The organism is Cohnella endophytica (genome assembly GCF_003628305.1).
GTDB classification, from domain to species: domain Bacteria; phylum Bacillota; class Bacilli; order Paenibacillales; family Paenibacillaceae; genus Cohnella; species Cohnella endophytica.
Map to the genome: position 1 here is coordinate 222,703 of NZ_RBZM01000011.1, position 23,443 is coordinate 246,145.

The following is a 23,443-nucleotide window of genomic DNA, read 5'->3' on the forward strand; positions in this document are numbered from 1 at the left end:
GGAAACAATGACCTCGCAAGTAAGATTATATTCGTATATACGATTATTTACAACCTTAAATAATCGTATATACGAATGAATAGGCGTTACTAAAGAGAGCGCAGATTCGCATAGGAAGAGCAAAATCCGGAGGTAGCCATTCATGAAACCAATAAAAGATAGGCTTAGGCAGCTAAGGCAGGAGAATGGTTTAACCATGGCGGAGTTCGCGAAGAAAATCTCCGTTTCTCCCGGAAACGTAGGGGATTGGGAGAGCGAGTACCGTCCATCCATCCCCGGGGCCAAAGCTTTGATCTCGATTTCCCAAACGTTCGATGTTTCGTTGGATTGGCTCCTGCTCGGGCAGCTTCCGCCGACCGCTTCGCCCTGCGTCTGCAGAGAGCAACACGCGGAACGGCTATCCGAAAACCTTCCTCCGTCGATCTGGGAAAAAAATTCCCTCCAAATGGCAAACGATCAAGAACCGGACTTACTTCATTCTCTGGTCTCCTCCGCCTCTTTATTATGCAAGAAGGACAAGCTTATTCTCGTAGAACTGGCGGCAAGGCTTCTTCAACTGGACCGCCAGGTCGCGGCAAATTCGCATCCGCCCTCTTGAACCAAACAACGGCGCATCGTCGGCAGTGAATGCCGGCGGTGCGCCGTTGTTTGGTTTACACGATGTTTATCTCGCGTTTATTTCATCATAATTCGCGATTTCCATGAAATAGGCGATGAATTGATCCGAGTCCATCGGTCGCCCGATGAAGAATCCTTGGATTCGGTCGCACTTCAATTGCTGGAGCCTCAGAAGCTGACTCTCCGTCTCGACGCCTTCCGCCGTTACGGACAAGCCCAAGCTATGGGACATCTCGATGACGGCCTTCGCGATGGCGTCATCGTCGGAATCCTCGATCATGTTCAAGATGAAGGACGGATCGATCTTAACGATATGCACGGGCAGCTTCTTAAGCCAGAGCAGGGACGACTGGCCGATCCCGAAATCGTCGATGGCGATCTTGACGCCGATATCCAGCAGCTTTCCCAGTATCCGGATGCTATGCTCCATGTTCTGAACCGCCGTATTCTCGGTAATCTCCAAACAGAGGTTAAACGGCTCGATTCCGGTGGCAGCCAGCACGTTGCGAACGATTTCCGGGAAATCCTCCTGCTGGAATTGCACCGGAGAGATGTTGACCGAGATGACGAGCGACGGCATACCCGCGCGAATCCAACGCTTGCACTCTATGCATGCCTGCTCCAGCACCCATTGTCCGATCGGGATGATCAATCCCGTTTCTTCCGCCAGAGGGATGAACTCGCACGGCTGAACCGTTTTGCCGTCAGGGGTATTCCACCGCAGCAAAGTCTCCGCTCCGTACACTTTTCCCGTGGCGAGAGAGACTTGCGGCTGGAAATTTAACGCAAGCTCTTTCCGTTCCAGAGCGTATCTTAACCCATTCTCCATATTGAACCTTTCTACCCTCTTCGAGCTTAGGGCTGGCGCATAGATTTCGAGTCGATTGCCGCCGTTCTCTTTCGATTGGTACATGGCCAAATCGGCATATTTAATCAAGGACTCCGCATCCTCGCCCTCGGCCGGATACAAGCACGCTCCGATACTTGCGGACAAATAAAATTGTTGATCCTCCAAGACGAACGGCTTCGTCAGCAATTGAAGCATTCTAGAGGCTATGCAATCGATTTCGTCGATACCGTCGATCTTTGTAAGCAGTACGATGAACTCGTCGCCGCCCAGCCGAGCAATGATGTCCTGTTCCCCCACGCAATCCCTTAACATCTGAGCCGCGTGCTGCAAGAGGAGGTCTCCCATCTGATGGCCTAACGTGTCGTTGACGATCTTGAAGCGGTCGAGGTCGATCATCATGACCGCAAGCTGCCCACCGTCGCGTTCCCGGTCTCCCATCGCTTGCTGCAACTGATCCTTAAAACGCAGCCGGTTCGGCAATCCCGTAAGCGCGTCTTGGTATGCGAGCTGCGTGATCCTGTCTTCGTTTGCTTTCTTCTCCGAAATGTCGGTCAGCGATCCGATGATCCGGGTCGCATGCCCCAAGTCGTCCCAGATGAAATCCCCCGCAAGGAAAACCCACATGAATTGACTGTTCGCGCCGCGAATCCGGAACTCCAATTGAAGCGGTTGGTCGTTCTGGAAAGGTCTCATAAAGGCTAATCTAACCGCTTGTTGGTCTTCGGGATGGACGATCTCCATAAACGATTCCGGCGTCTCCCTATACCGCGCCTCCGCGCCTTCCAATATTTTATGAGCGCGAATGTTCCAGATGATCCTGTTCCTTTCCAAATCCCAGTCCCAAATTCCGTCGTTCGTCGTTCTCGACACGATCTCCAGCTTCTCGGCGATCGAACGGACTTGCTGAAAGAGCATTTCGCGTTCGAGAGCAACCGCCAGAATCGTAAAGCTGTGACGGGACAGATCGTTCGCGACGTAGTCGTTCATCGGATCGAGCGGGCCTACGAGCGCGACATATCCCCAATTCTGCAGATCGGATTTGACCGGATGCAGGATGACGATATCTTCCCCTCCGGGACGCGTACCCACCGGCAAATACTCGGCAGGGGGGAAATGCATCAGCGGAACTTTCATGCCCTCGGGGGGGACGGCATCTCCGTTCTTGCTGAAGGTTTGCCGGACGACTAACTGACGCTCCCCGTACTCGTCTTCCTCCCACAGAGCCAAGCAGCCCCAATGGGACGTATTCCAGTACAGATTGGAAAAATGAATTTTCTCATCCTTCGTTGCCTTGATTAGGCCATGCGTCATCTTATAATTATTAACCGTGATGTTATGAAGGGTCGTTCGCAGTTGCGACAGGCTTATCAAATAACGTTCAAAATCGGCGGCTGAGGCAAACTGGGCTCTCTCCTCGCAGCCGCAAGAAGAACGGCCGACGAATTCCGAGGGCACGAAGGCTTCGGTAATGTTCGGCTTGCGTCCCTCCAACAAATCGAATATTCTGCGGACGGCTTCTTTCGCCATTTTCTCGAACGGCTGCCGACTCGTCGTCAGTGACGGATAATTGACGGCGGCTTGATGAATATCGTCAAAGCCGACGACCGCGTAATCATGCGGTACGGAATACCCTTTGCTCTTCAAGGCATCGATGGCGCCCAGACCGTTCAGGTCCGTACCGGCCGCGATGGCGGTGAAGGAGGCTCCGACTTCGAATAACTGCTCGACGGCCTGAATGCCGCTATCTAACAGATTATTCTTCGTATGCACGATCAAGCTCTCGTCGAACGCCAATCCGCGCTCCTCCAGCGCCTCCAGGTACCCCTGATACCGTTCGTACAGATCGTACTGGCTCAAGTTGCCGATAAAGGCAATCCTCGAATGGCCGTGATCGATCAAATGGTTGACCGCGGTGCGCATGCTCGAGCGATTTGCCACCAACACCGAGCTTCCTTGCGGAAAAGGCGATTGAAATCCGATGCAGACGAACGGCTTGTCGCTCTTTCCTAGCAGTTCCAGAAAAGCGGCGCTTGCGGAAGGCAAGATCAGTATCCATGCTTCGACGAGATCAAACGCCACAGGCTCCTCCAATGCGGTTATGCCCAAATAGTCATCCGCCACTTGAATGGCGAATAACTGCGAATGTCTCTCGCGAACCGCACTGTGAATGTGGGGCAAGAGCCCCCCGTAGTACTCCCCGTCCAGATGGGGCGCGATCACTCCGATTCTGTGAACCTGAGCCATGTTACTCCCTGCCTTCTCTATGTAGGTCGAATCCATTGTGTATAATGACAAGTTTCAACGTTTTCCCTCAAATTCCTCTATACTTCTTGCAATATTCCCCAAATATATTATCGAGAGGGGATCGACACCCTTTCCCCCAAGCTCCCATAAACTGCTTCCATATCCAACCGAACGTTTAATCGGCGCAAGAAAGGCAGGACTGGTGCATTCAATGAGCTGCGTGGTGTTCCCGCATGTATCGTGGTCTCAATTCCCTTATCGGAAAATAATGCTCGATTTGAGAGCCCGCCAGCCTATTTTCTATGTAACCGATACTCTTCCCGAATGGGAATTATTACCTAATATAGTGAAGCCGGTGACAGCCGAGGCGGTCGCGCTCGAATGCCGCCGTCCCGCGCTTGCGATCGTGACTCATCCGTATTGGATCGAGAAAGCCGCTTCCTTGCATCCGGAACGTCTGCTCGCACTGATCCCCGATAACACGTTCGAAGAATACTCGGAGCTATGGAAAAGCCGTTTGGCGCATTGCGTCTTGATCGCGGATCTATTCGGCTCCGAGTCGGAATCCCTCTATCTGGAGCAAGCTTTCAAGAAGGAAGCCGTATTGCTGCTTCGCGACGCCGATCACTTGCCAAGCGAAGGACAAAGGGAGAGCATGCAGGGAAGCTCGGCGGAATTCGAAGTACTGTTACGCCAGGCCGTATCGAAGCTTCTAACGGACAACGTTTCGCCTGTTTGGGCGACGGCGTTGCAGCAGCATACGCTCGTCCAGCATTACTCGGAGATCAGGAAAGCCGTAGGACCCCATGAGACCGCGTCATTTCTGCTCGCCGTATACGAGTATCTATTAAAGCTCCCGGATGCGGCTTCTCATTTGCTGGAATCGTTCCTCCATGCGCAGCAGAGCGGGCGGGAGGACTGCATTCGCACCCATTATCGTTTTCTCTCCGCCATTCATGCGCAGAACGACGAACTGCGAGAGGCTATCGATGCCTATGGCGTAACTGCCCTATCGGCCGACGACAGGCTTCGTTACGAGCGAATTTGCGAATATGCGGAGAATGGCAGGGCGGATTTAGCGGCCGCTTGGCTGCTGCGGGAAAACGACGACTTGGTCGGCGCGCTCGCGCGGCTGCATGGCGCGTACGATTCCGAAGCAACGGATCTTAAATATCGATGGTTGGTAGAGAGCAGCCGATGGGAAGAAGCGTTAGCACTTTCGGGGGCGGCCGGAATTTCCGGTAAGGCGGAAAAACGCGGACACCCGGGCATTCGGGACGAACGTTTGTTGAACGGTTACGCTCGCAAGCTGAGAGGAGATCGCCACGAAGCGATTCGTTTCTTCCTCGAGGCGGCGGAGCTCGACCAGGACGCCATTGGACTTATCGCGCGGATCAAATCGGAAGACGCGGCGATTGCGCGGCTGAGGCGAAATATGCTGGAGACGGGAGAAAGCGAGGGGCTGACGGTTGTTAACGGAGATGATGGGTAGTCGTTCCGCGACCGATTTAAAAGCGGGCAGCGAATCGAGCGAGGCGGCAGTTGCGCGAGCGACGATTCGACGGGTACGCAGGCGTTCAGGAAATAAGTTGACCGCTATGCTGCAAGTGCGCAACGAGCGCGGTAAATACTTAACTCAAGTGTTGGAGCAGTTAAGCGGCTTCGTCGACGAGCTCGTTATCGTTGACGATGCCAGCGAAGACGACACGGTTGCCCTCTGCCGTAAGTTTCCCAAGGTCGCCAGGCTCGTCGAGTTGCCTCGGCCGTTGTTCGGAGAGGAATGGAAACTCCGCTCGCTGCTGTGGCAAGTCGCCTCCACCACGGAGCCGGACTGGCTGCTGTCCGTCGACGCGGACGAATTGTACGAAGACCGGGCGATCTCCGCAATGAGGCCGCTTATCGATCAAGACCAATACGACTGGGTATCCTTCCGGTTCCACGATTTCTGGAACGGACTGACCCACTATCGGGACGACGAGCATTGGAACATTCACCGCCGCCAGACGATGACGCTCGTCCGCTATTTGCCGGGTTTCCCCTGTCTATATCCCCAATGGGACCATCATGTGCCCAGACTGCCGCTCGCTTACGCGGCGCTTCCCGGACGACTAACAGATTTCCGGGTTAAGCATCTCGGTTGGGCGGGGGACTGGGAATCCAAGCTAGCGAAATATCATCGCTACAAAGCGCTCGATCCGGAAGGAAAATGGGGCAGCCTCGCCCAATACGAATCGATCCTCGACTTGAACCCGAAGCTTACGGAATGGACGGAGGCAACGTAAATGGGTACGGTCAGCTTGTTAACGCACAGCTTCTTGGATGGCTATAACCGCGACTACGGCCGAATATTCGGCGGCGGGTTGGAAAGGTATATTGCCGATCTGTGCGAAGTGATCCGGGAACTGGGCGAACAACCGGAAGTCCATCAGCTCTCCTACTTCGAACCGTTCGAGACCCAGTGGAACGGAATCTCCGTATTCGGATACCCTTACGATTTCAACGACGTGCCCGAAGCGTTCGCCAAGATGGCGGAACGGGCTTCCGGACGCCTCATCTATGCCAGCTGCATATGGCACCCGATCCGCTACCGCGAAGGAAGCTTGGGGATATGCCATGGCATCAACTGGGACTCTAGCTTGTATCCCCTCAAAGTAAAAGCCGGCGTCGCCGGCGCTATTCAGAATGCCCTCGATCAGCTCTCCGGCATCGTGTCGGTCGACTCCCATTTCCAGACTTATTGCCGATCGGCATGCCGATTCGAACGCCCGAATCAAATCACCGTCATTCCCAACAGCGTCGACACCGCAGCGTTCGTTCCCAAACCGATAACGGATAGAGGGCCTCGGCCTTTAAGAGTTCTGTATCCCCGCAGGCTCAGCATAGAGCGCGGCATCGTACCGATGATGCGGGTGACGGACTTGCTGTTGGATCGTTATTCGGAAAATATCGAAATCGAATTCGCCGGAGAACTTGTGCGGGGAAGCTCTATCGGCGATTCATTCGAAGTATGGTTAGACGCTCACCCGGGACGCAAGTCGATCTCCCACCGGACCTACGACTTCGAGACGATCCGCGAAGCTTACGGCAACGCCGATATCGCCGTCATTCCGACGGTGTTCTCGGAAGGCACGTCATATGCCTGTTTGGAAGCGATGAGCTGCGGCCTTCCGATTGTCGCCACGAACGTAGGCGGGTTAAACGACCTGATTATCGACGGCCATAACGGCCTGCTCGTCCCTCCGGCAACGAACGCGATCTACCAGGCGATAGAAAGTCTTATCGGCGACGAAGCGTTAAGGGAGCGCCTGGGCAACAATGCCCGCCGAACGGCGCTCGCTTTCGACAAGCAGTTATGGAAAGCGCGCTGGAAGCGGGTGCTCGCGGATTATTTGGGTTAACTCGTACGCTCGCGACTAGTCTTCCACTATCATCGCCTTCAAGCGATGCTGAGAGGGAGCATAACCCGAGTTCATCGTCAGAGACCGACGGTAGGCTTCGATCGCCTCTTCCCGTTGACCAAGACGCTCATAAATTCGTCCGATCATATGCAGGGTGCGATACGTCCCCGAACCCGAGCAAGAGGAATACCGCTCCGAGCGGTCGCCCGCCTCTCTCGCCCGAGAGAGCAGGACGAGCGCCCCCTGCTCCTCCCCCTCGTCCACGGCCAGCATCGCTCGCAGCTCCAACAAGTCCGGGTAGTCGGGATAATCCCTCAACGCATCGTCGGCCAACAATACGGCGTCGCGTCTCCTCCCCGTCTCCCGGAATGCGAACGCGATTTTCAGCCTCAGATCGGACAAGTATCCCGCGTCCTTCGGAACGAACGGAAGCGATCGGGCATAGCACTCCAAAGCTTGCTCGTAAGCTCCTTCCTGATAGTGCTCCGTTCCGAGCGCATAGAGCCAATAAGGATCGTTCGGAAACCTGCGCAACACCGTATCCAGAATAGCCCGGTTACGCTCGCCTTTCCGCTTTTCGGCGATAACCCGGTCCAAGTAACCGTAATGATCGATTCGCGCCGCGACGCCCAAGTCCGCGATACCCGACCCGGATAATCTCGAGATCGACGACGCGACTTCCTCGTGAAGCGGCCCGGAGAATCGGATACGCGGATCATTGCGGAATAGACGGCAGACGGAGTCCGTAACGTATTCCTCTCCCGTGCCGACGAAGCTGACCATTCGAATGTTATAACCGAATACGCCGTCCCTTCTCGCCCTGCTCAGCAGCGTAAGGAAATCTTCCTCCTTAGGCGCCTCCTCCCCGCGTACAAGCTCCTCGTCCGCGTCCAACACGAGAATCCAGGGTTGGGCGGCAAGGGCTAACGCGATGTTCCTCGCGTAGGCGAAGTCGCCCCTCCACGGCATCGAGACGACCGTCGCCCCGAAGGAGCGAGCGATTTCCCGAGTCCGGTCGCTCGACCCGGTATCCACCACGATGATCTCGGTCACGACATCCGCCACGGATGACAGGCAACGGCCGATCACCGCCTCCTCGTCCCTCGCAATCATGCAAAGAGATATTCCGCTCTCCCCCGTAAATCCATTTACGTTCGCCATTCGCCGCACCTCTCTTTTCCCGCTGGCGCTACATTCCATCCTCGTGCGGAAGCCGCAGTCTCGCTGCGGTGAGCGCCTCTTTATGCCGCTTCCCGAAATCGGAGGACGTCAATAAAGCCAAGTGCCGGTCGGCGATCGCCGACAAACCGTGAACGAGCGCATCTGCTCCGGCCGGCGTAGCTTCGGGGGATTCCAATGTCCTTTGCCATAAATGAAGCACGTGCAAGCCTTCCTGCCGCTTCCCGCAGGAATAACTCCCTTCCAACAACCGTTGAAGCTGCGGCCATACTCCGCCCGAAAGCTCGTCGCCCGTTAATTTGATCGGCTGCTCCGAGCCTTGCGACGAGCTCGCCAAAGCAATCGTAATGCGGTCGCTCCAAGGCTCCTTGACGTCGCCGTCCAGCCAGCGGAGGTGCTCCGCGATTGCCGCCGATGCCAGGGCCGAATCCCTCGCGCCCTGCCCTTTACGACCTGAAGACCTTAAGCCCCGGCGAGCGGCATCCAATCGTCCGCGCTGCAGCTCAGCTTCGGCTTCCGCCAATAGCCGAAAGCCCTCGGGAAGCTTGCGTCCTTGCTTCTCTTGCAGGATTGCGGCCGCAGCCCGCCCGCATCGGCACTGCAGGAGGATCGCCACGACTTTCGCCCATGCCTCGGGCGATGCCAGACGGAAGCTCGTCTTCAGCCATTGGGGAATCTCCTTTTCCCTACCCGCGACTCGAAGCAACCGGAACATCCGGTAGAGCGGCGGCGTTAAGCTTGAACGGTAGCCCAACGCCTTCTTGTACGCTAGCAGCGCCTCCTCGTAATGCCCGTATTCCTCCAAAAGCTCTCCGAGCAGATAGGCGGTTTGATAAGTGCCTATCCCCTCCTCCGTATGGTAGATCGGCTGGGGAACGCCCTGCTTCATCGCTTCGATTAAAGTGCCGATCGCTTCTGCTTGTCGCCCGAGCGCGCGTTCGCATAACGCTTTATACTGCAGCAAATCCGTATAACCGGGATAGAGGCGGATCGCTCCCGCGGTTTGAACGTACGCCTCTTCCCATCTGCCTAGAGCTTGTTTGCACCGAATCTCGTACTTGCTTAGCAAATGCGCATAGCTGGTCCGCTCCGGATCGACGAGTCGGGATGCCCGGGCGAAATGTTCGAGCGCCTCTTCCGGTCGACCCGACCTTAAATATTCGACCCCTAAGTTATACCGGTAGAACGCATGGTCAGGCTCCGCTTGCAAAGCCGCTTCCAGCAAGTCCATGTTTCTTCGCACTTTATCCTTGGCTTCGATGTATTCCCTCTGATAGCCGTAATGATGAATGACGAGCTCCGTCAGGTGAAAACTCGCCCCCGGCCGGCTTTCCAGGATGGAAGCCGCGATCTGCTCGTGAATTCGGCCTTGGAAGCGATACTCCGGCCGGTTGCGGAACAAACGCAGTATCGGATTCACCGTCGCTCCCTGTTCCCCGTTGCCGACATAGTTCCGGACTTGGAGAAAGAAGCCCTCGTAATCGTCCCTTGTCGCGAGTTGCCGCAATTGAGCATGCTGGGACGACTCCAACGCCTCGTCTCCGTCAAGGAAAAGAATCCATCTCCCTTGGGCGAGGCATACCCCCGCGTTGCGCGCCGCGGCGAAATCCCCCTTCCATTGTTCGCGCACGACGACAGCTCCATAACGCTTCGCGATCTCCGCCGAATCGTCCGTCGATCCCGTATCGACGACGATCGTCTCATCCACGGCGCCCTGAACGCTCGACAAGCATCTCGCGAGCGTAGCTCCCTCGTCCTTAACGATCATGCATAGGGAGATCAACAGCGGTTCACCCATCGGAATTGCTCCTTTCCGCGCCGTTCCAAGGCGTTCTCCAAGGCAGTCCCGCCAATAAACGCAAGCTTTCCTCAAGCCTGCCTCGTTCGCGGCTCAGCCGAGGATGGCCTGGGTTGCGACGCAATCCCTCGTCCGCAACCGAAACGGCCATCCGCAAGTAGCATTCCGTTACGCCAAGGCGGGCCGGCATCATCTCCGGCCAGCTCGCCAGAGCTTCTTCGAACACTGCCGCCGCGGTAGAATAGTGGCCCTTACCAAAGAGCGTCTCCCCTAGAAGAAGGTAGCCTCCCTCATCCAACTCTCCTCTTTGCATCAATCGTAGCAAACGATCCGCGCCGCGAAGCGAATATCCGCGCCTGAACAATCTTTTGGCGAATGACAGCTCGCTCTCGCCCGACATCTCCGCAAGAATCCATGCGAGATCCGGCAGCCGGAGCGTTAAGGCCCGGTCGCTCAGTCTGAAGGCCAGTTCTCTTACTTCTCCTCCTCCGTTAACCTCTCCCTCCTTCTCTCGTCTCCTTACGAGTGCGGACAGCTTACGCGCAGCCTCCCGATCCGTCTCTGGAATCGCGGACAATAGCCAATCCGGCCCCTCTTCCGTATGCCCGTTCCAGATGCCTAGCAACGCAATCTCGACCATGTTCCGGCCGACGCTCTCGCCCTGTTTTTTGCCCTCCCTCTCCGCCAATGCTTGGCGAACCTCCATTGCGGCCTCTTCGTGCCTGCCCAGCACAGCTAAGCAGAAGCACGCAAGTTCCCGGTCGAAAGACGTGTTCATTGTCCGTACTAGCTCTAGCGCCTCCTCATATCCCCCCGCGTCCGCCAACGCTAACGCCGCCTCGCGCTTTGCTCCATCCGTCAAGCTAGAGAGTTTTACCGTCGCCTCGATGCGGTCGCGAACTTCCCCGTAAGACATGCCAAGCTCTCGCATCGCTTCCACCCATCCCTGCCATGCCGGTCGATAAGACGGTGCGGCAACGATTGCCGCCGAATAGAGCCTGTCCGCCTTCGCCGCTTCGCCTCGCATTCTCGCCACGTCGCCCAGCGCCGTCCAGGGCCGGTAAGAGCCGGCCCCCGCCAAACAAATATAAGCTTCCATCCGTTCCGGCCTGCAGCTTGCCGCCGCTTCGTACGCCCGGGACGCTTCAGGTAAACGCCCTTGGGCTTGCAGGGCTTTTCCCTGCAACAAAGCCAGATCCGGATAGTCCGGATACTTCTTCGACTCGGATGCCAGCAGATCGACGGCCTTATCGCCTTCATCTAAGTTCAAAGCCGTCTCAGCGTAATCCCTGACTAGCGTCGGCCGATAAGGCGCGTTTGGATCGGCGAGATTCAGCGCTTTCTCGAACAAGCGCAGAGCCCGTGCCCGTTCGCCTGATTGCACGTACGCAACGGCGAGATTGTAAGCGACAAACGAATCTTCGGGCGAGTCCGCCGCCTCCCGCTCCAACAATCGCTTATTGCGCTCGGCCGTCCCTTTTCTCGCCATCTCTTCCGGCATATATCCGTAATGGAGCAACCTCAGCTCGCTCAGCCCCTCTTCGGGAGCCGCTATAGCTTCCTCAAGATCGCCCGCCATTTCGATCCTCGCAAGCTGCTCATGCACGCGTCCTTCATACCGGTATTTCCCCGCGCGAAACAACCGAACCGCCCGGCTCAACACGGCTTCTTCCGGCCTCGGGCCTAACCGATGCTCCATCCTGACGGAATAGCGATCCGCCGTCGCGCCCGCCAATTCCGCATGCAGCCCTTCTCCGCCCTCGGCCAATTCCTCGTCCGCGTCGAGCACGAGCACCCAATCGGTGTCCGCGCGTTTCAACCCCTCGTTTCTCGCCCCGGAGAAATCATTCTCCCACACGTGAGAAACGACCACCGCTCCATAAGCTCGCGCGATTTCTTGCGTGCGGTCGGACGACCCCGTATCGACCAGCACGATCTGGCTTGCCCATTCGCTGACGCTGTCCAAGCATCTCGGCAGACGTCCCGCTTCGTCCTTCGCGATCAGATGAACGCCGATCGTAATTGAACCTTCGGCCATCGCCCACTCCCCCCGCGCATAACAAAAATACATGAAGCCCTCGGAGGACTTCATGTATCGATATGTGACGCGATGGAATTAGGTGAAGCTTATTCGACGACGGCCGGCTTCTGCGCGTAAATTTTTCTGAACTTGTAGTAGGAGACAAGTCTCCATGGCAGGATGTACCCGTAGGCCACGATCATGAACAACGCCGACATCTGCTCTTGGCTAAGCCCTTCAATGTAACTGCGAAGAGCGAAGCGCACGATCAACACGCCCAAGAAAGAAGCGATGAAGCCCATATTTTTGACCGCGTAGATTTGTTGGTCTTCCCTGCGTTCGTAATTCGTCGTCCAGATCAACGGCAAGCTGAGCACGATTCCCACTCCCAAAGCGGCTAACCACTCCCACGCCTCGAGATACGCTTTCGGGTTCAAAATCAAGGCAAGCGACGGAAGGATGAAAAGCAAAGGAATAAGCAACCGCAAGCCACTGCCGCGGATCGGCCGGAACATCGCTCGGCTTCTGCGCCAAATGACGAGAGCGGCGATCAAAAGAATAGTCGCGTAAAAGGATGGATTCATGGTTCACCTCTTCATTTATTGTGCAATGCTCATCAAGAAAGCTCCTCGGTATCGATTTCCCGTTCGAACCGCTCGCCGGACATCGATTTTAGCAATATTAGCAGTATACCTGATTCTCGCAACAAAAAAGAAGCCCCCGAGGAGGCTTCCGGCAAATGAATTTATGTTCCTTGGGAGTTGAAAATAACGTCGATCGTCGTTGAGTTCCCCGCGGCGCTGGACCGATAGGATAGCCTTGTGTATTTAAGAAACCGTTGCGGGACAAGAACGTCCACGGATCCGACCGCAATCCCGGTTACCGTATCCACGTCGTCGAACCAGTTCGTTCCGTTGGCGCTGATCTCGACCCGCGCATCCACTTTATTCGTACCCGGCCCTTTGTTATATACGAAGAACGAGTAAGTGCCGAGCACGCTAGTCGTAATCGCCGTAACCGCGCTAAACGCATCCGCCGTCACGACGCTTAAATTCTGGCTTTCTTGAAAGCTCTTCTGCGAGATGGAGGTGACGCTGCTCAGAGTACCTGCCGTAATCGTTGCTCCCAGCACGCTCGTGATCGTACCGTTCAACAGGTTGTTTACCGCGCTTAACGTTCCCGCAGTGATCGTTGCTCCCAGCACGCTCGTAATCGTACCGTTGAGCAGGTTGTTCACCGCGCTTAGCGTTCCCGCAGTAATCGTTGCACCTAGCACACTAGTGATTGTTCCGTTCAGCAAGTTCGTTAGCGTACCAGCAGTAATCGTCGCTCCAAGCACGCTCGTGATCGTACCGTTCAGCAAGTTGTTCACCGCGCTTAACGTTCCCGCCGTAATCGTCGCCCCCAGCACGCTCGTGATCGTACCGTTCAACAGGTTGTTCACCGCGCTCAGCGTTCCAGCAGTGATTGTCGCCCCCAGCACGCTCGTGATCGTACCGTTCAGCAGGTTGTTCACCGCGCTTAACGTTCCCGCAGTGATCGTCGCTCCAAGCACGCTCGTGATCGTACCGTTCAGCAGGTTCGTCAACGTACCTCCCGTAATCGTCGCCGCGGTGACGTCGACATTGCCGATCGTACCGTCCATGATGACGCTAAGCAAATACCCGTTCGTATCCGTTGCGACCGCATGATTTACCCCCGTCGCGTCTTGTCCGAAAATTAACGTACGCAAATGATCCGGGTTCGTATTAAACACCGTAAAGTTAGGCAACCGTCATCCCCCTCATCTCGGCCCATCTTGGACCGCGCATTCTTTTCCTCAACCGACCGCTTGCGCTTGGAAATAGACGTCCACGAGAGATGTCTGGCCCGGCTCGACCGTACGCACCGAAATTCTTGCGAATCGCAGAAAGCGCATCGGAACAAGCGCGAGCGTCTCACCCCCCTGAACGGTTTCTTCTGTATCGCTAGCATAATGCGCGTTGTCCGGACTAATCTCGATGTGCGCAACGACCGCCTTGTCGCCCCGATTAACGATTCCGAAAGAATAAACCGATTTCCGGGAAACGTCCACGGGCGGCAAATGCTGCGCCTCGCCGTTCACTTCGATAGCCAGCGCTCTTCTCTGAGTAAAAACAAGGCATGGAGTGGGACACCTACGCGACCTACGGGACCTACACGACCTACGCGTCCTCCGTATCCGGCATCTATTCGACTTCCGTCGCCGATGAGTCGGCTTCCTCCGCTTAGGACGCGGGCATGCGGTCTTCTGTCCCACTGTAACACCCCCTGATCTCCCTTAACTTATGAAGCGCACGTCCCTTACGCAACGGCACTTGCCTTTTCGCGCCGTCTAGGATATTGGCACAACCTTGCGGAACCTTCCCGGACATACACTATAAGGGCGACAATTAGGGAGAAGGGGGCTTGCCAATGACCAACTACACGATATTCAACAAATCCAACAGTCCCTTATATACGCAATCCGTCAATACGTATTTAGCTCCGGCCATCGAGAATACGCCGGGCGGCGACGCGGCCAAATCCGGCTCCCTCTACATTCTCTCGACCGGCAGCGTTAGCGTGGGGGCGGGAAACAGCTTGCTCCTGCAAATCGCGAATCCGTCCGGCAGCGGCAAGACGATCTACATTTCCAACCTAATGGGCGGGGTTACGGCAGCCGGGACGGTCGCCATCCTTAAGAACGGCACGATTACGGGCGGCACGACGCCTACGCCCTTCAACGCGAACTTCGCCAGCGTCAGCACGAGCGTGACGACGACGAAACAAAATACCGGAACCTTAGGCGGCACGCCGACGAGCTTTGTGAACGTACAGGTTACCGCCGGAATGTACTTGCTAGATTTCGGCGGCGGAATCGTCGTTCCGGCCAATCAGACCTTATCCATCGCGGTCGGTACGGGAGCGTTAACCGCATCCGCCAACCTGACATGGTGGGAGTATTGAGAGGGGGTTCTGCCCATGCCTAACGATTTCGTATTCGATTCAAGCGTACAACCCGTCTATACGCAGATGACGAACACCTACCAGACGCCCGGTACGATCGCGCCTCCGGACGCGGGGGCGGCGATCGCCGGCAGCCAATATAACGCGACGGCCACAACCTCCGCCACGCTTGGAATTCTGGGAGGAAGCGTCATCGTCACGCTTCAGATCGCGAATCCGTCCGGCAGCGGCAAAACGTTGTACGTCTCGCAGATTTCGGGCGGAACCGGAATTTTGCTGAGCTTGCTTTCTTCGTTTAGTTCGACTTTGACTCTGATCAAGGGCGGCACCTTATCCTCGCCTTCAACGGTAACTCCCGTGAACGGCAACTTCGCCAGCGCCAATACGAGCGCGATGACCGCACGTTCGTCGGCTTCCGCCCCCACGGGAGGCACGACGTTCCTCACTTTGCCGCTCGTAGCCGGTCAATTCGATATGGAACAGACGGGGCGGCTCGTCGTGCCTCCGAATCAAACTTTGACCGTATCGCTAAGCGCCGCTCTCAGCGTAGCCGGAACGCTTAGCACGAACCTGAATATCACTTGGTGGGAAGGATAATCCGCGAGTCGCCTTGCGCTGCGGAAGTACCGTTCGTTATGATTGAGAAAACGATAACGAACGGGAAGGCGTGATCATCGAATGAAAATCATCGTAGTCGGAGCTGGAGCCATTGGCGGGTACGTCGCCGCCCGGATGCTGGAAGCGGGTTTAGACGTAACATTGCTGGTCCGAGCAGGAAGAAAGCGACAACTGGAGTCGGACGGGCTCATCGTAAGCAGTCCTTTAGGCGATTACTCGGGACAACCTCCGATGCTTGTCGGCGGGGAAGCCGGAGGGCCGTTCGATCTCGCGATCATCGCCACTAAAGCTTACGGATTGCCCGAGATCGCGGAACAGCTCCGTCCTTATCTTCACGAACGAACGGCGATTCTGCCGTTCCTGAACGGAATGAAGCATATGGAGCAGCTCGCGCAGGCGTTTCCTGGACAACCGTTGCTCGGAGGAGTCGCCCGCATCGAGATCACGTTGGACGACAGAGGGACCATCCGGCACCTAAATCCTTATCACGCTTATTCCTTCGGCAAGTTCGGCCCGATCGAGGATGATGAATACGCAATAATCCGGAATGTATTATCGACTGTACAGCTCTTCAAGGAAAATGCCGATATCGAGATGGATCTGTGGGAGAAGTACGCCTTCATTAATGTTTTGTCTGGATTAACGACGCTATTCCAAGCGCCTGTCGGCGACATTCTGGACACGACATCGGGGATGGATGCTTTCCGTCGCCTTTTCGCCGAGACGAACGAGGTGATCGCTCGCGCCGGAGGTCGGCTCTCGGAAGGAATCGCGGACAAGCAGCTTAGGGTCATCGGCGGTTTATCCGCCAAGAGCAAGTCCTCCATGCTTCGGGACATGGAAAACGGACTCCCGACGGAGTCCGCTCATATTCAAGGTTATCTCGTGGAACTCGCACGCCGCCATGAGTGCGAGACTCCGGTACTGGACATTATTCATCAGCGGCTGGAGATTTATGAGAAGCGGCGTTTGGCTGCGATTGAAGGTCTACGGGAATAACCGCGTCCCGGAGCAGATCGTCCAACTCCCCCATATAGCGCGCAGTCGTTTCGTCGCTCCATGCCAATCGTTCCTTCATCAGCGAGACGACGTTTTCCTTGTAAGCACGCACGAGCGGGATGTCGAACATCATCGCCCCCGAGCGCCGAACGAAGAAATCCGCGGGTTTGACCGCCATTTCTTCTTCGACCGCATATAAGACCCTTAGATAGAGCTCGTATGGAAGCCCGTACCGACGGGCTTCTTCTTGGTGGCCGGGGTTCTTCGCGAATACCTTATCCGCGTTGGAGCCGTAGAACCGCGCGAGCCTGAGGCTTGCATCCGGCGTAAGCCCGATTGCTTCTCCCTGGCGGGCTCTCTCCGCCGCATAGGATTCGAAACGGTCCGAGCCTCCGACATCTCCACCGGAGATCGGGATATGCTTCGTGCGGCAAGGATTCACCCGCATTCCGCTTGCTCCCAGTCTTTTCGCCACGAGGTTGACGGTCAGCTCCGACATCTTGCGGTATCCGGTCAGCTTGCCTCCCGCGATCGTGATCAACCCGGAGGCCGACTCCCAGATTTCGTCCTTGCGCGAGATTTCCGAAGGATTCTTTCCTTCCTCGTAAATGAGCGGCCGCACTCCCGCCCAGCTAGACTCGACGTCGGCTTCGGTGACGCGCAGTTCCGGGAATAGGAGATTGATAGCCGCCAACAAATAAGTTCTATCCTCCGAGGTCATGACCGGGTGCTCTTTGTTTCCATCAAAGAACGTGTCGGTCGTGCCTACGTACGTCTTGCCGTCGCGAGGAACGGCGAAGATCATCCGCTTGTCTTCCGTATCGAAGTAAACCGCTTGACGGAGGGGGAACCTGCTCTGATCGATGACGAGATGAACGCCTTTCGTAAGGCGCAGTTTCTTGCCGTTATTCGACCGGTCGAGCTCGCGAAGCGTGTCGACCCAAGGTCCCGTCGCGTTAACGACCGTATTGGCGCGAATCTCTCCCGACGCCCCGGTTAACTGATCCGTGATCCGGGCTCCGTTTACTTGGCCGTCCTTGTACAGCAACAAATCGACTTTGACGTAATTGAGCGCGGTCGCTCCGAGTTCCACGGCCCGTTTGAGCACTTCGATCGTCAGCCGGGCGTCGTCCGTCCGATATTCCACGTAATACCCGCCTCCGAGCAAGCCCTCTTTACGAAGCAAAGGCTCTTTCTCCAGCGTGCGTCGAACGTTCAGCATTTCCCTTCTCTCGGCGCGCTTCACGCCGGCCAAGAAATCGTATACGCGAAGACCGATCGAAGTCGAGAAAGAACCGAAGGTACCTCCCTTGTAGATCGGCAACAGCATCCATTCCGGGGTAGTCACGTGAGGTCCGTTCTCGTAGACGATGGCGCGTTCTTTGCCTACTTCGGCGACCATCTTTACCTCGAACTGCTTGAGGTAACGCAGTCCCCCATGGACGAGCTTCGTCGAACGGCTGGAAGTGCCCGCCGCGAAATCCTGCATCTCCACGATCGCCGTGCGCAGTCCCCGGCTTGCGGCATCCAGCGCGATGCCCGCGCCCGTGATTCCGCCGCCGATGACCAATACGTCGAACGTTTCGTCTTGCAGTCTTCCGAATATATCCGCTCTGTTGTTGCCGGAACAAGATTGAGACTTCATCGTTCATCTCTCGCTTTCTATCTTCGTCATCGTTTTCCGTCATGCTGTCATTTGAAAGCCATGGCCGCCTTAACCGCTTTCTGCCAGCCCCCGTACAAACGCCCTCGCTCGCCCTCGTCCATCCCCGGTACGAAGGAACGATCCATGCTCCACTGCCGCGAGATCATTTCCGCGCTTTCCCAGAAGCCCACCGCAAGCCCTGCCAGATATGCCGCGCCAAGCGCCGTCGTCTCGTTCACGACCGGGCGTTCGACCGGAACGCCCAGAATGTCGCTCTGGAACCGCATGAGAAAATCGTTCCTCACGGCTCCTCCGTCCACTCGCAGCGTTTTCAAGGAAATGCCCGAATCCGCCTCCATCGCGGTTAGAACATCTTTCGTCTGATAGGCTAGCGACTCCAGCGTCGCGCGAACGAAATGCTCCTTCTTCGTGCCGCGGGTCAAGCCGAACACCGCTCCTCGAACGTCGCTGTCCCAGTAAGGCGTCCCGAGTCCCACGAACGCCGGAACGACGTACACGCCCTCCGTGGACGCTACCCTTTCCGCGTAACGTTCGCTTTCTTTCGCATCGGAGAACATCCGTAAGCCGTCGCGAAGCCATTGGATCGCCGAGCCCGCGACGAAGATGCTGCCCTCCAGCGCATACTCCACTTTGCTTCCGATGCCCCAAGCGATTGTCGTAAGCAAACCATGCTCGGATGCGACCGCTTGATCGCCCGTGTTCATCAGCATGAAGCAGCCCGTGCCGTAAGTATTTTTGGCCATCCCTTTCTCGAAGCAAGCTTGCCCGAACAACGCCGCCTGCTGGTCGCCCGCAATGCCCGCTATCGGAATCTCGCACCCGAAAAAATGCTGCGTATCCGTATGCCCATATACTTCCGAAGAAGATTTCACCTCCGGAAGCATCGATTCCGGTATGTCGAGAATACCAAGCAATTCCTTATCCCATCTCAGTTCGTGGATGTTGTACATCAACGTTCGAGAGGCATTCGTATAGTCGGTTACGTGAACCTTACGTCCCGTAAGCCGCCAGATGAGCCAAGTGTCGATCGTGCCGAACATGAGCTTTCCTTGCTCCGCCTTTTCCTTGGCCCCTTCGACTTCGTCCAAGATCCACTTTACCTTCGTCCCCGAGAAATACGCATCGATGATGAGGCCCGTCTTGCGCTTGAACTTCTCCTCGTGCCCCTCGTTCTTCAGACGCTCGCAAATGTCGGACGTCTGCCTCGATTGCCACACGATCGCGTTATAGACGGGCATTCCCGTCTCGCGGTCCCACACGACGGCCGTTTCCCGCTGGTTCGTGATCCCGATGCCGGCGATCTGCTCGGGCTTGATTCCGGTCTCCGACAGCACGGTAGCGATGACCGCAAGCACCGACCCCCAGATTTCGTTCGGATGATGTTCCACCCACCCCGGATTCGGAAAATATTGCTTGAACTCTTGCTGGGCCATGCGCACGATACGGCCCGCGGAATCGAAGAGAATCGCTCGCGAACTGGTCGTGCCCTGATCCAACGCCATCATATATCGATCCATGAGAACGCCTCCTAACCTTGTTTAACCGATTTTCCCGGGGGATGACCCCACATGCCCGTCTTGCTGGTCGATACCGCGATCGCTCCCGCCCCGAACAGGACGGGCAGATCTTCCAAACCGTCGATGAAGCCGCCGAGAATAATATCCACTCCCGTTTCCTTGGCGATCTTGCCGATCTGCGGATGGGAATAGCTGGGGAGAATCTCGATGTAGTCCGGTTTAATATGGGCCGCCGAATTAATAATCGTCTTGACCGAGTGGGAATCGATGAGGAAGCCGCGCTGGATCGCCATCAAGCCATGCTTCTTCGCGTGAATAAGACTGGAAGTACGCGTGCTGATCACGCCGTCGACCTTAATCGCTTTCGCCAGGTAATGAACCGATGCCTCGTCTTCCTTAATGCCCCGCACCATGTCCAGATGCAAGAAAATGCGCTTGCCCGCGCGCTTGGCGCTGGAGACGATGCTCTCAAGCTGGATGAGCTCTCCTTCCAACAAGAAGATCACTTCCTGCGGGCAAGCAAGCGCCTGCTCGAACTCCTTCATGCTGCGCACCGCCGGTATGACCGAATGCTCGCGCAATAATCCCATTAGCCTCACCCTTATCTCGATTCATGTTCTATGCACTCGTATCCATCATAGAACATATTCCCCAAACCCCAAAACTTCCCTTCCGGCAGGAGCGGAACAACAAAAAAACAGCCGCAGATTAGGGCGCGCTCCATCGGAGGCGGCCCCAAATCCAACAGCTGTTCTCATCTTCTCACAGCGAACGTATTTACTTGTTGGCTCCATTATAAAGCATATCCGGAGTTTGTAAACCCATGGGCCGAGATTTTACTTTCCTTATTCGGGCATCCATCCGAGATCGTCGAGCATGATCTTGCCCGGTCCCTCGTTGAAATAAAACGTCACCTCGGCCCATTCGGAAGGATCGAACGCGGGGTTCTCCGCGGCGAATCTTTCGAGCGGCAACTCGTAGGTCTGGTACACGGGTTCCTCGATATCCTTGAACTTTCCTTCGGACAATACCGATTCCATACCCGGCAACCACGTGAATTTCGTCGCGACCTGAGGCTCCGTCTCCATGAACCGGCTTAGCGGCAATCTTGCGGCGTTTCCTGCTTCGTCGGCCACTTCGACGTCGATCGAGAGGCCAGCTTCCATCCGTTCCTCCAGCTTCGCGGCCTCATCCGGCGTTAACTCGTCTCCGAAAGGCTCTTCATCGGCTAAATCCCGTTCCATATTCGCCAAGGAGAACATCAAGATCGGAATATCCTCCAACTCGCCGATGGCCTCGGGACGAAGATGGACCGTATAAGAGCCTTTTTCTTTCCATTCCAGCTCTAACCCAGTATCGCCTTTGCCTTCTCCTTGTCGATCCCGGGCATCCGTATGCCGCCAATCCGTTAACGCCGTCGCTTCCGCCGTAACCCCTTCGGATAAGCGGATTCGATCCTGCCCGCTGAAATCGGCGATGCGACGGAAGCCGCCGCTCTCGAACTGATTGAAGTATCTGGTTGCGGGGAGAAAGCTTAAGCCTGCCCGATAGTCGCGGAACAAAGAATCGTAGCTCTCGTCGTCTTGCAAAGTCGCTTCCAAGAATGCGGCGACGTACGTTTTCGCAACTTGGCGTTGATCTTCGGGCTCCAGCAGCTCTTTCGGGCGGATGAACAGCGATGCCGGCAGAGCATTATCCGATTCCCCCCACTCCGTATTAAATTGGCTGTGGTTCGCGTCTTCGATATATAACGACGCCTTAAAAGCTTGCGTATTGCGCACGAACGACACGCGCCCGTATTGCCGATCGCCGTAGAAGTTCACCAGATCGGCATCCTTGGCTCCCTGCAACGTGAGGTAAGAAACGTCCTGCAATTCCGACCATTGGCCATCTATCGCCGTATCCGTCGGAGCCAGACCGATAACCGACCGTACCGTATAACTTGCCTGGTCGGGCAAACCCCTATCATTCGGGAACCACCGCTCCCGGTCCGTCGCCATCGCGGCCGCCTGCCCTCCGCGGGAATGTCCGAGCAACGCGACATTCCCGAAGTCGATGCGACCGTAGAAGGGCGATTGCCGGTCGGCGTTGAATAGCTGCAGCTGTCCGATGTGCTTGAGCAGTAACCAGGCGCGTAGCTTCATGTCTTGATCGGGAATTCCGGACCACACCGAATAGTTCAGGAAATTCTCGTCTACCGAGATCGCGATAATACCTTTGCTGGCCAACAATTCGCCCAAATAACCGTAGCCGTCGTCCGAGAATTGCTCCATCAGGTGATTGCCGTGTACCATAAGCACGACCGGAAACGGACCTTCTCCATCCGGCATCCATACTCGCCCGTTCAAAGGCAGGCTCTTCTCGTCGAAGCCCCAGAACTTATCTCTCAGCCATGGCCAGTCCGATATCATCGACGAGGCGTCAACGGACGAGGACAGCTCTGCCGCATCCGGGCCGAATTCCGAACGGTGCAGGTCTTCGCCACTGCCGTAGGTGAAGGTTCTGAATTCGAAGTCGCCCGGCATCGAAGGGTCGGGAATCTGCGCGCCAAGCGCCTGAACGACCGCTTTGCCGTCGTCGGCAGCGGAATCGGCGTCAGCGCCGGAGCCTGCGAGCAAAAACCGCGGGTAGCCGGCGGTCGAGTAAGCCACGATTACGACGATTGCCGCCAAAGCCACTCTGCGGGTCCGGCGCATTCGCGCAATCCATCCCGCCGCTATCCCCAATCCCGCCGCGATAACGGTCACTGCCGTTCCGTATAAGATCGCGCCCCAGAGTCCGAACTGTGAGTCGTAAAGGATACAACACGCTAATATGCCCGAGTAGATTGTGCTTCCCGTCGTAAATCGGGGGATGCGGAGGCCGACTAAAGAAATAATAATCGTAATCGCCGCGGAGCAAACCGCGAACGCGATCGTATTTAACGCGAGACCCGCAAAGACATCGAACAATACCCCGAAGCCGGTCGGCATACCCATGGCGGAGAGCGCGACGCCCACGCAGCTTAACAGCCACAAGGCGACGATGGAGAATCTCCATATCCCTACGTCCCTCGCGTACATCCCCGACAATCGTCGCTTGAGTCGGTCCTTTATTTTTCTTTTTGCAGTGATCCTATATTCAAGGTTCATAGATTTCGCCTCTATCGCTATCAGACTCGCTATCTTCCTTAATTATAAACCTTCCGGCCTTCTTTGAAGTACTCCAAAGTCTAGAAGTTAACTTTGGCTTCAGGTTTAAGCAGCGGCTCGACTCAAATCTGCTGGATGAACTTGTTTCGCCTCTGCACCTTTATGCCATACTTCTCTCTCATTCAACCTGCATTTCGTACATGTACTTAACCGGCTTTGTCTACTTCCCCAATTCAACCTGCATTTCGTGCAGGTGAAATCGTCTAAAAGTGGCGATTAGTGTGAAAAAGGGGGGTTCGACATGTACAAAACTCCAAGGCCCCCTAATTAAACTGGAGTCTTGTCCCCCAATTGAATTAGACTATTTGTATAGGGGAGGCGGACAGTATGCGTTTAGGGAAAGTGCTTGAGGAGAAACGAATGCAGATCGTAAGAGAA

The 23,443-nt window shown here is 56.1% G+C and carries 18 protein-coding genes; 7 read left to right on the plus strand and 11 right to left on the minus strand.

The window, feature by feature from the left end; all coding sequences use genetic code 11:
• Positions 1-142: 142 nt before the first annotated feature.
• The gene (locus D7Z26_RS24005) at positions 143-598 is read left to right on the plus strand and encodes a helix-turn-helix domain-containing protein (RefSeq protein WP_120979556.1); all 456 of its coding nucleotides are present in this window, start codon (positions 143-145) and stop codon (positions 596-598) included.
• A gap of 66 nt (positions 599-664) precedes the next feature.
• On the opposite strand, the gene D7Z26_RS24010 is transcribed toward D7Z26_RS24005, so the two are convergent.
• Entirely contained in the window at positions 665-3,712 is a 3,048-nt protein-coding gene (locus D7Z26_RS24010) for an EAL domain-containing protein (RefSeq protein WP_158602423.1), read from the minus strand.
• A gap of 346 nt (positions 3,713-4,058) precedes the next feature.
• Here D7Z26_RS24010 and D7Z26_RS24015 point away from each other — a divergent pair, with 346 nt between their 5' ends.
• From D7Z26_RS24015 to D7Z26_RS24025, 3 genes are read left to right on the plus strand one after another with little or no spacing between them, the layout of a single operon-like run.
• On the plus strand, positions 4,059-5,204 hold the full coding sequence (locus tag D7Z26_RS24015) for a hypothetical protein (protein WP_147423893.1): 1,146 nt from the start codon (positions 4,059-4,061) through the stop codon (positions 5,202-5,204).
• Positions 5,182-5,994 carry a glycosyltransferase gene (locus D7Z26_RS24020; protein ID WP_233567171.1) on the plus strand — a complete coding sequence of 271 codons (813 nt, stop codon included), beginning with the start codon at positions 5,182-5,184 and terminating at the stop codon, positions 5,992-5,994. The genes D7Z26_RS24015 and D7Z26_RS24020 overlap by 23 nt, the downstream gene beginning before the upstream one ends.
• Positions 5,995-7,110, plus strand: coding sequence for a glycosyltransferase family 4 protein (locus tag D7Z26_RS24025; protein WP_120979560.1), 1,116 nt, complete (start codon positions 5,995-5,997; stop codon positions 7,108-7,110).
• Positions 7,111-7,125: 15 nt separating this feature from the next.
• On the opposite strand, the gene D7Z26_RS24030 is transcribed toward D7Z26_RS24025, so the two are convergent.
• The 6 genes from D7Z26_RS24030 to D7Z26_RS24055 all read right to left on the minus strand — a co-directional run bounded on the left by D7Z26_RS24030 (position 7,126) and on the right by D7Z26_RS24055 (position 14,211).
• A complete protein-coding gene (locus D7Z26_RS24030; RefSeq protein ID WP_158602424.1) occupies positions 7,126-8,271 on the minus strand; it encodes a glycosyltransferase in 1,146 nt (381 codons plus the stop codon).
• Positions 8,272-8,299: 28 nt separating this feature from the next.
• Positions 8,300-10,087: a glycosyltransferase gene (locus D7Z26_RS24035; RefSeq protein WP_120979562.1), complete on the minus strand. Its 1,788-nt coding sequence runs from the start codon at positions 10,085-10,087 to the stop codon at positions 8,300-8,302.
• On the minus strand, positions 10,080-12,125 hold the full coding sequence (locus D7Z26_RS24040) for a TPR domain-containing glycosyltransferase (RefSeq protein ID WP_158602425.1): 2,046 nt from the start codon (positions 12,123-12,125) through the stop codon (positions 10,080-10,082). The genes D7Z26_RS24035 and D7Z26_RS24040 overlap by 8 nt, the downstream gene beginning before the upstream one ends.
• Before the next feature lie 89 nt (positions 12,126-12,214).
• Complete coding sequence (locus D7Z26_RS24045; protein WP_120979564.1) at positions 12,215-12,691, minus strand: cytochrome c biogenesis protein CcdC; 477 nt, start codon at positions 12,689-12,691, stop codon at positions 12,215-12,217.
• Positions 12,692-12,852: 161 nt separating this feature from the next.
• Positions 12,853-13,878 (minus strand): DUF6385 domain-containing protein, encoded by a 1,026-nt coding sequence (locus D7Z26_RS24050; protein ID WP_120979565.1) that lies wholly within the window; start codon positions 13,876-13,878, stop codon positions 12,853-12,855.
• Positions 13,879-13,926: 48 nt separating this feature from the next.
• Positions 13,927-14,211, minus strand: a complete 285-nt coding sequence (locus D7Z26_RS24055) for a DUF6385 domain-containing protein (protein ID WP_120979566.1) — start codon at positions 14,209-14,211, stop codon at positions 13,927-13,929.
• Between the two features lie 329 nt (positions 14,212-14,540).
• Here D7Z26_RS24055 and D7Z26_RS24060 point away from each other — a divergent pair, with 329 nt between their 5' ends.
• The 3 genes from D7Z26_RS24060 (at position 14,541) to D7Z26_RS24070 (ending at position 16,691) form a co-directional block, all read left to right on the plus strand.
• Complete coding sequence (locus D7Z26_RS24060) at positions 14,541-15,074, plus strand: hypothetical protein (protein WP_120979567.1); 534 nt, start codon at positions 14,541-14,543, stop codon at positions 15,072-15,074.
• 15 nt (positions 15,075-15,089) lie between these two features.
• Entirely contained in the window at positions 15,090-15,671 is a 582-nt protein-coding gene (locus D7Z26_RS24065; protein ID WP_120979568.1) for a hypothetical protein, read from the plus strand.
• A gap of 81 nt (positions 15,672-15,752) precedes the next feature.
• On the plus strand, positions 15,753-16,691 hold the full coding sequence (locus D7Z26_RS24070) for a ketopantoate reductase family protein (protein ID WP_120979569.1): 939 nt from the start codon (positions 15,753-15,755) through the stop codon (positions 16,689-16,691).
• On the opposite strand, the gene D7Z26_RS24075 is transcribed toward D7Z26_RS24070, so the two are convergent.
• From D7Z26_RS24075 to D7Z26_RS24090, 4 genes are all read right to left on the minus strand, one after another.
• On the minus strand, positions 16,624-18,336 hold the full coding sequence (locus D7Z26_RS24075; RefSeq protein ID WP_120979570.1) for a glycerol-3-phosphate dehydrogenase/oxidase: 1,713 nt from the start codon (positions 18,334-18,336) through the stop codon (positions 16,624-16,626). The genes D7Z26_RS24070 and D7Z26_RS24075 overlap by 68 nt on opposite strands.
• A gap of 47 nt (positions 18,337-18,383) precedes the next feature.
• Positions 18,384-19,874, minus strand: a complete 1,491-nt coding sequence (gene glpK / locus D7Z26_RS24080; protein ID WP_120979571.1) for a glycerol kinase GlpK — start codon at positions 19,872-19,874, stop codon at positions 18,384-18,386.
• Between the two features lie 11 nt (positions 19,875-19,885).
• Positions 19,886-20,464 carry a glycerol-3-phosphate responsive antiterminator gene (locus tag D7Z26_RS24085; protein WP_120979572.1) on the minus strand — a complete coding sequence of 193 codons (579 nt, stop codon included), beginning with the start codon at positions 20,462-20,464 and terminating at the stop codon, positions 19,886-19,888.
• A gap of 255 nt (positions 20,465-20,719) precedes the next feature.
• A complete protein-coding gene (locus D7Z26_RS24090; protein WP_120979573.1) occupies positions 20,720-23,005 on the minus strand; it encodes an alpha/beta hydrolase in 2,286 nt (761 codons plus the stop codon).
• Positions 23,006-23,443: the final 438 nt, after the last annotated feature.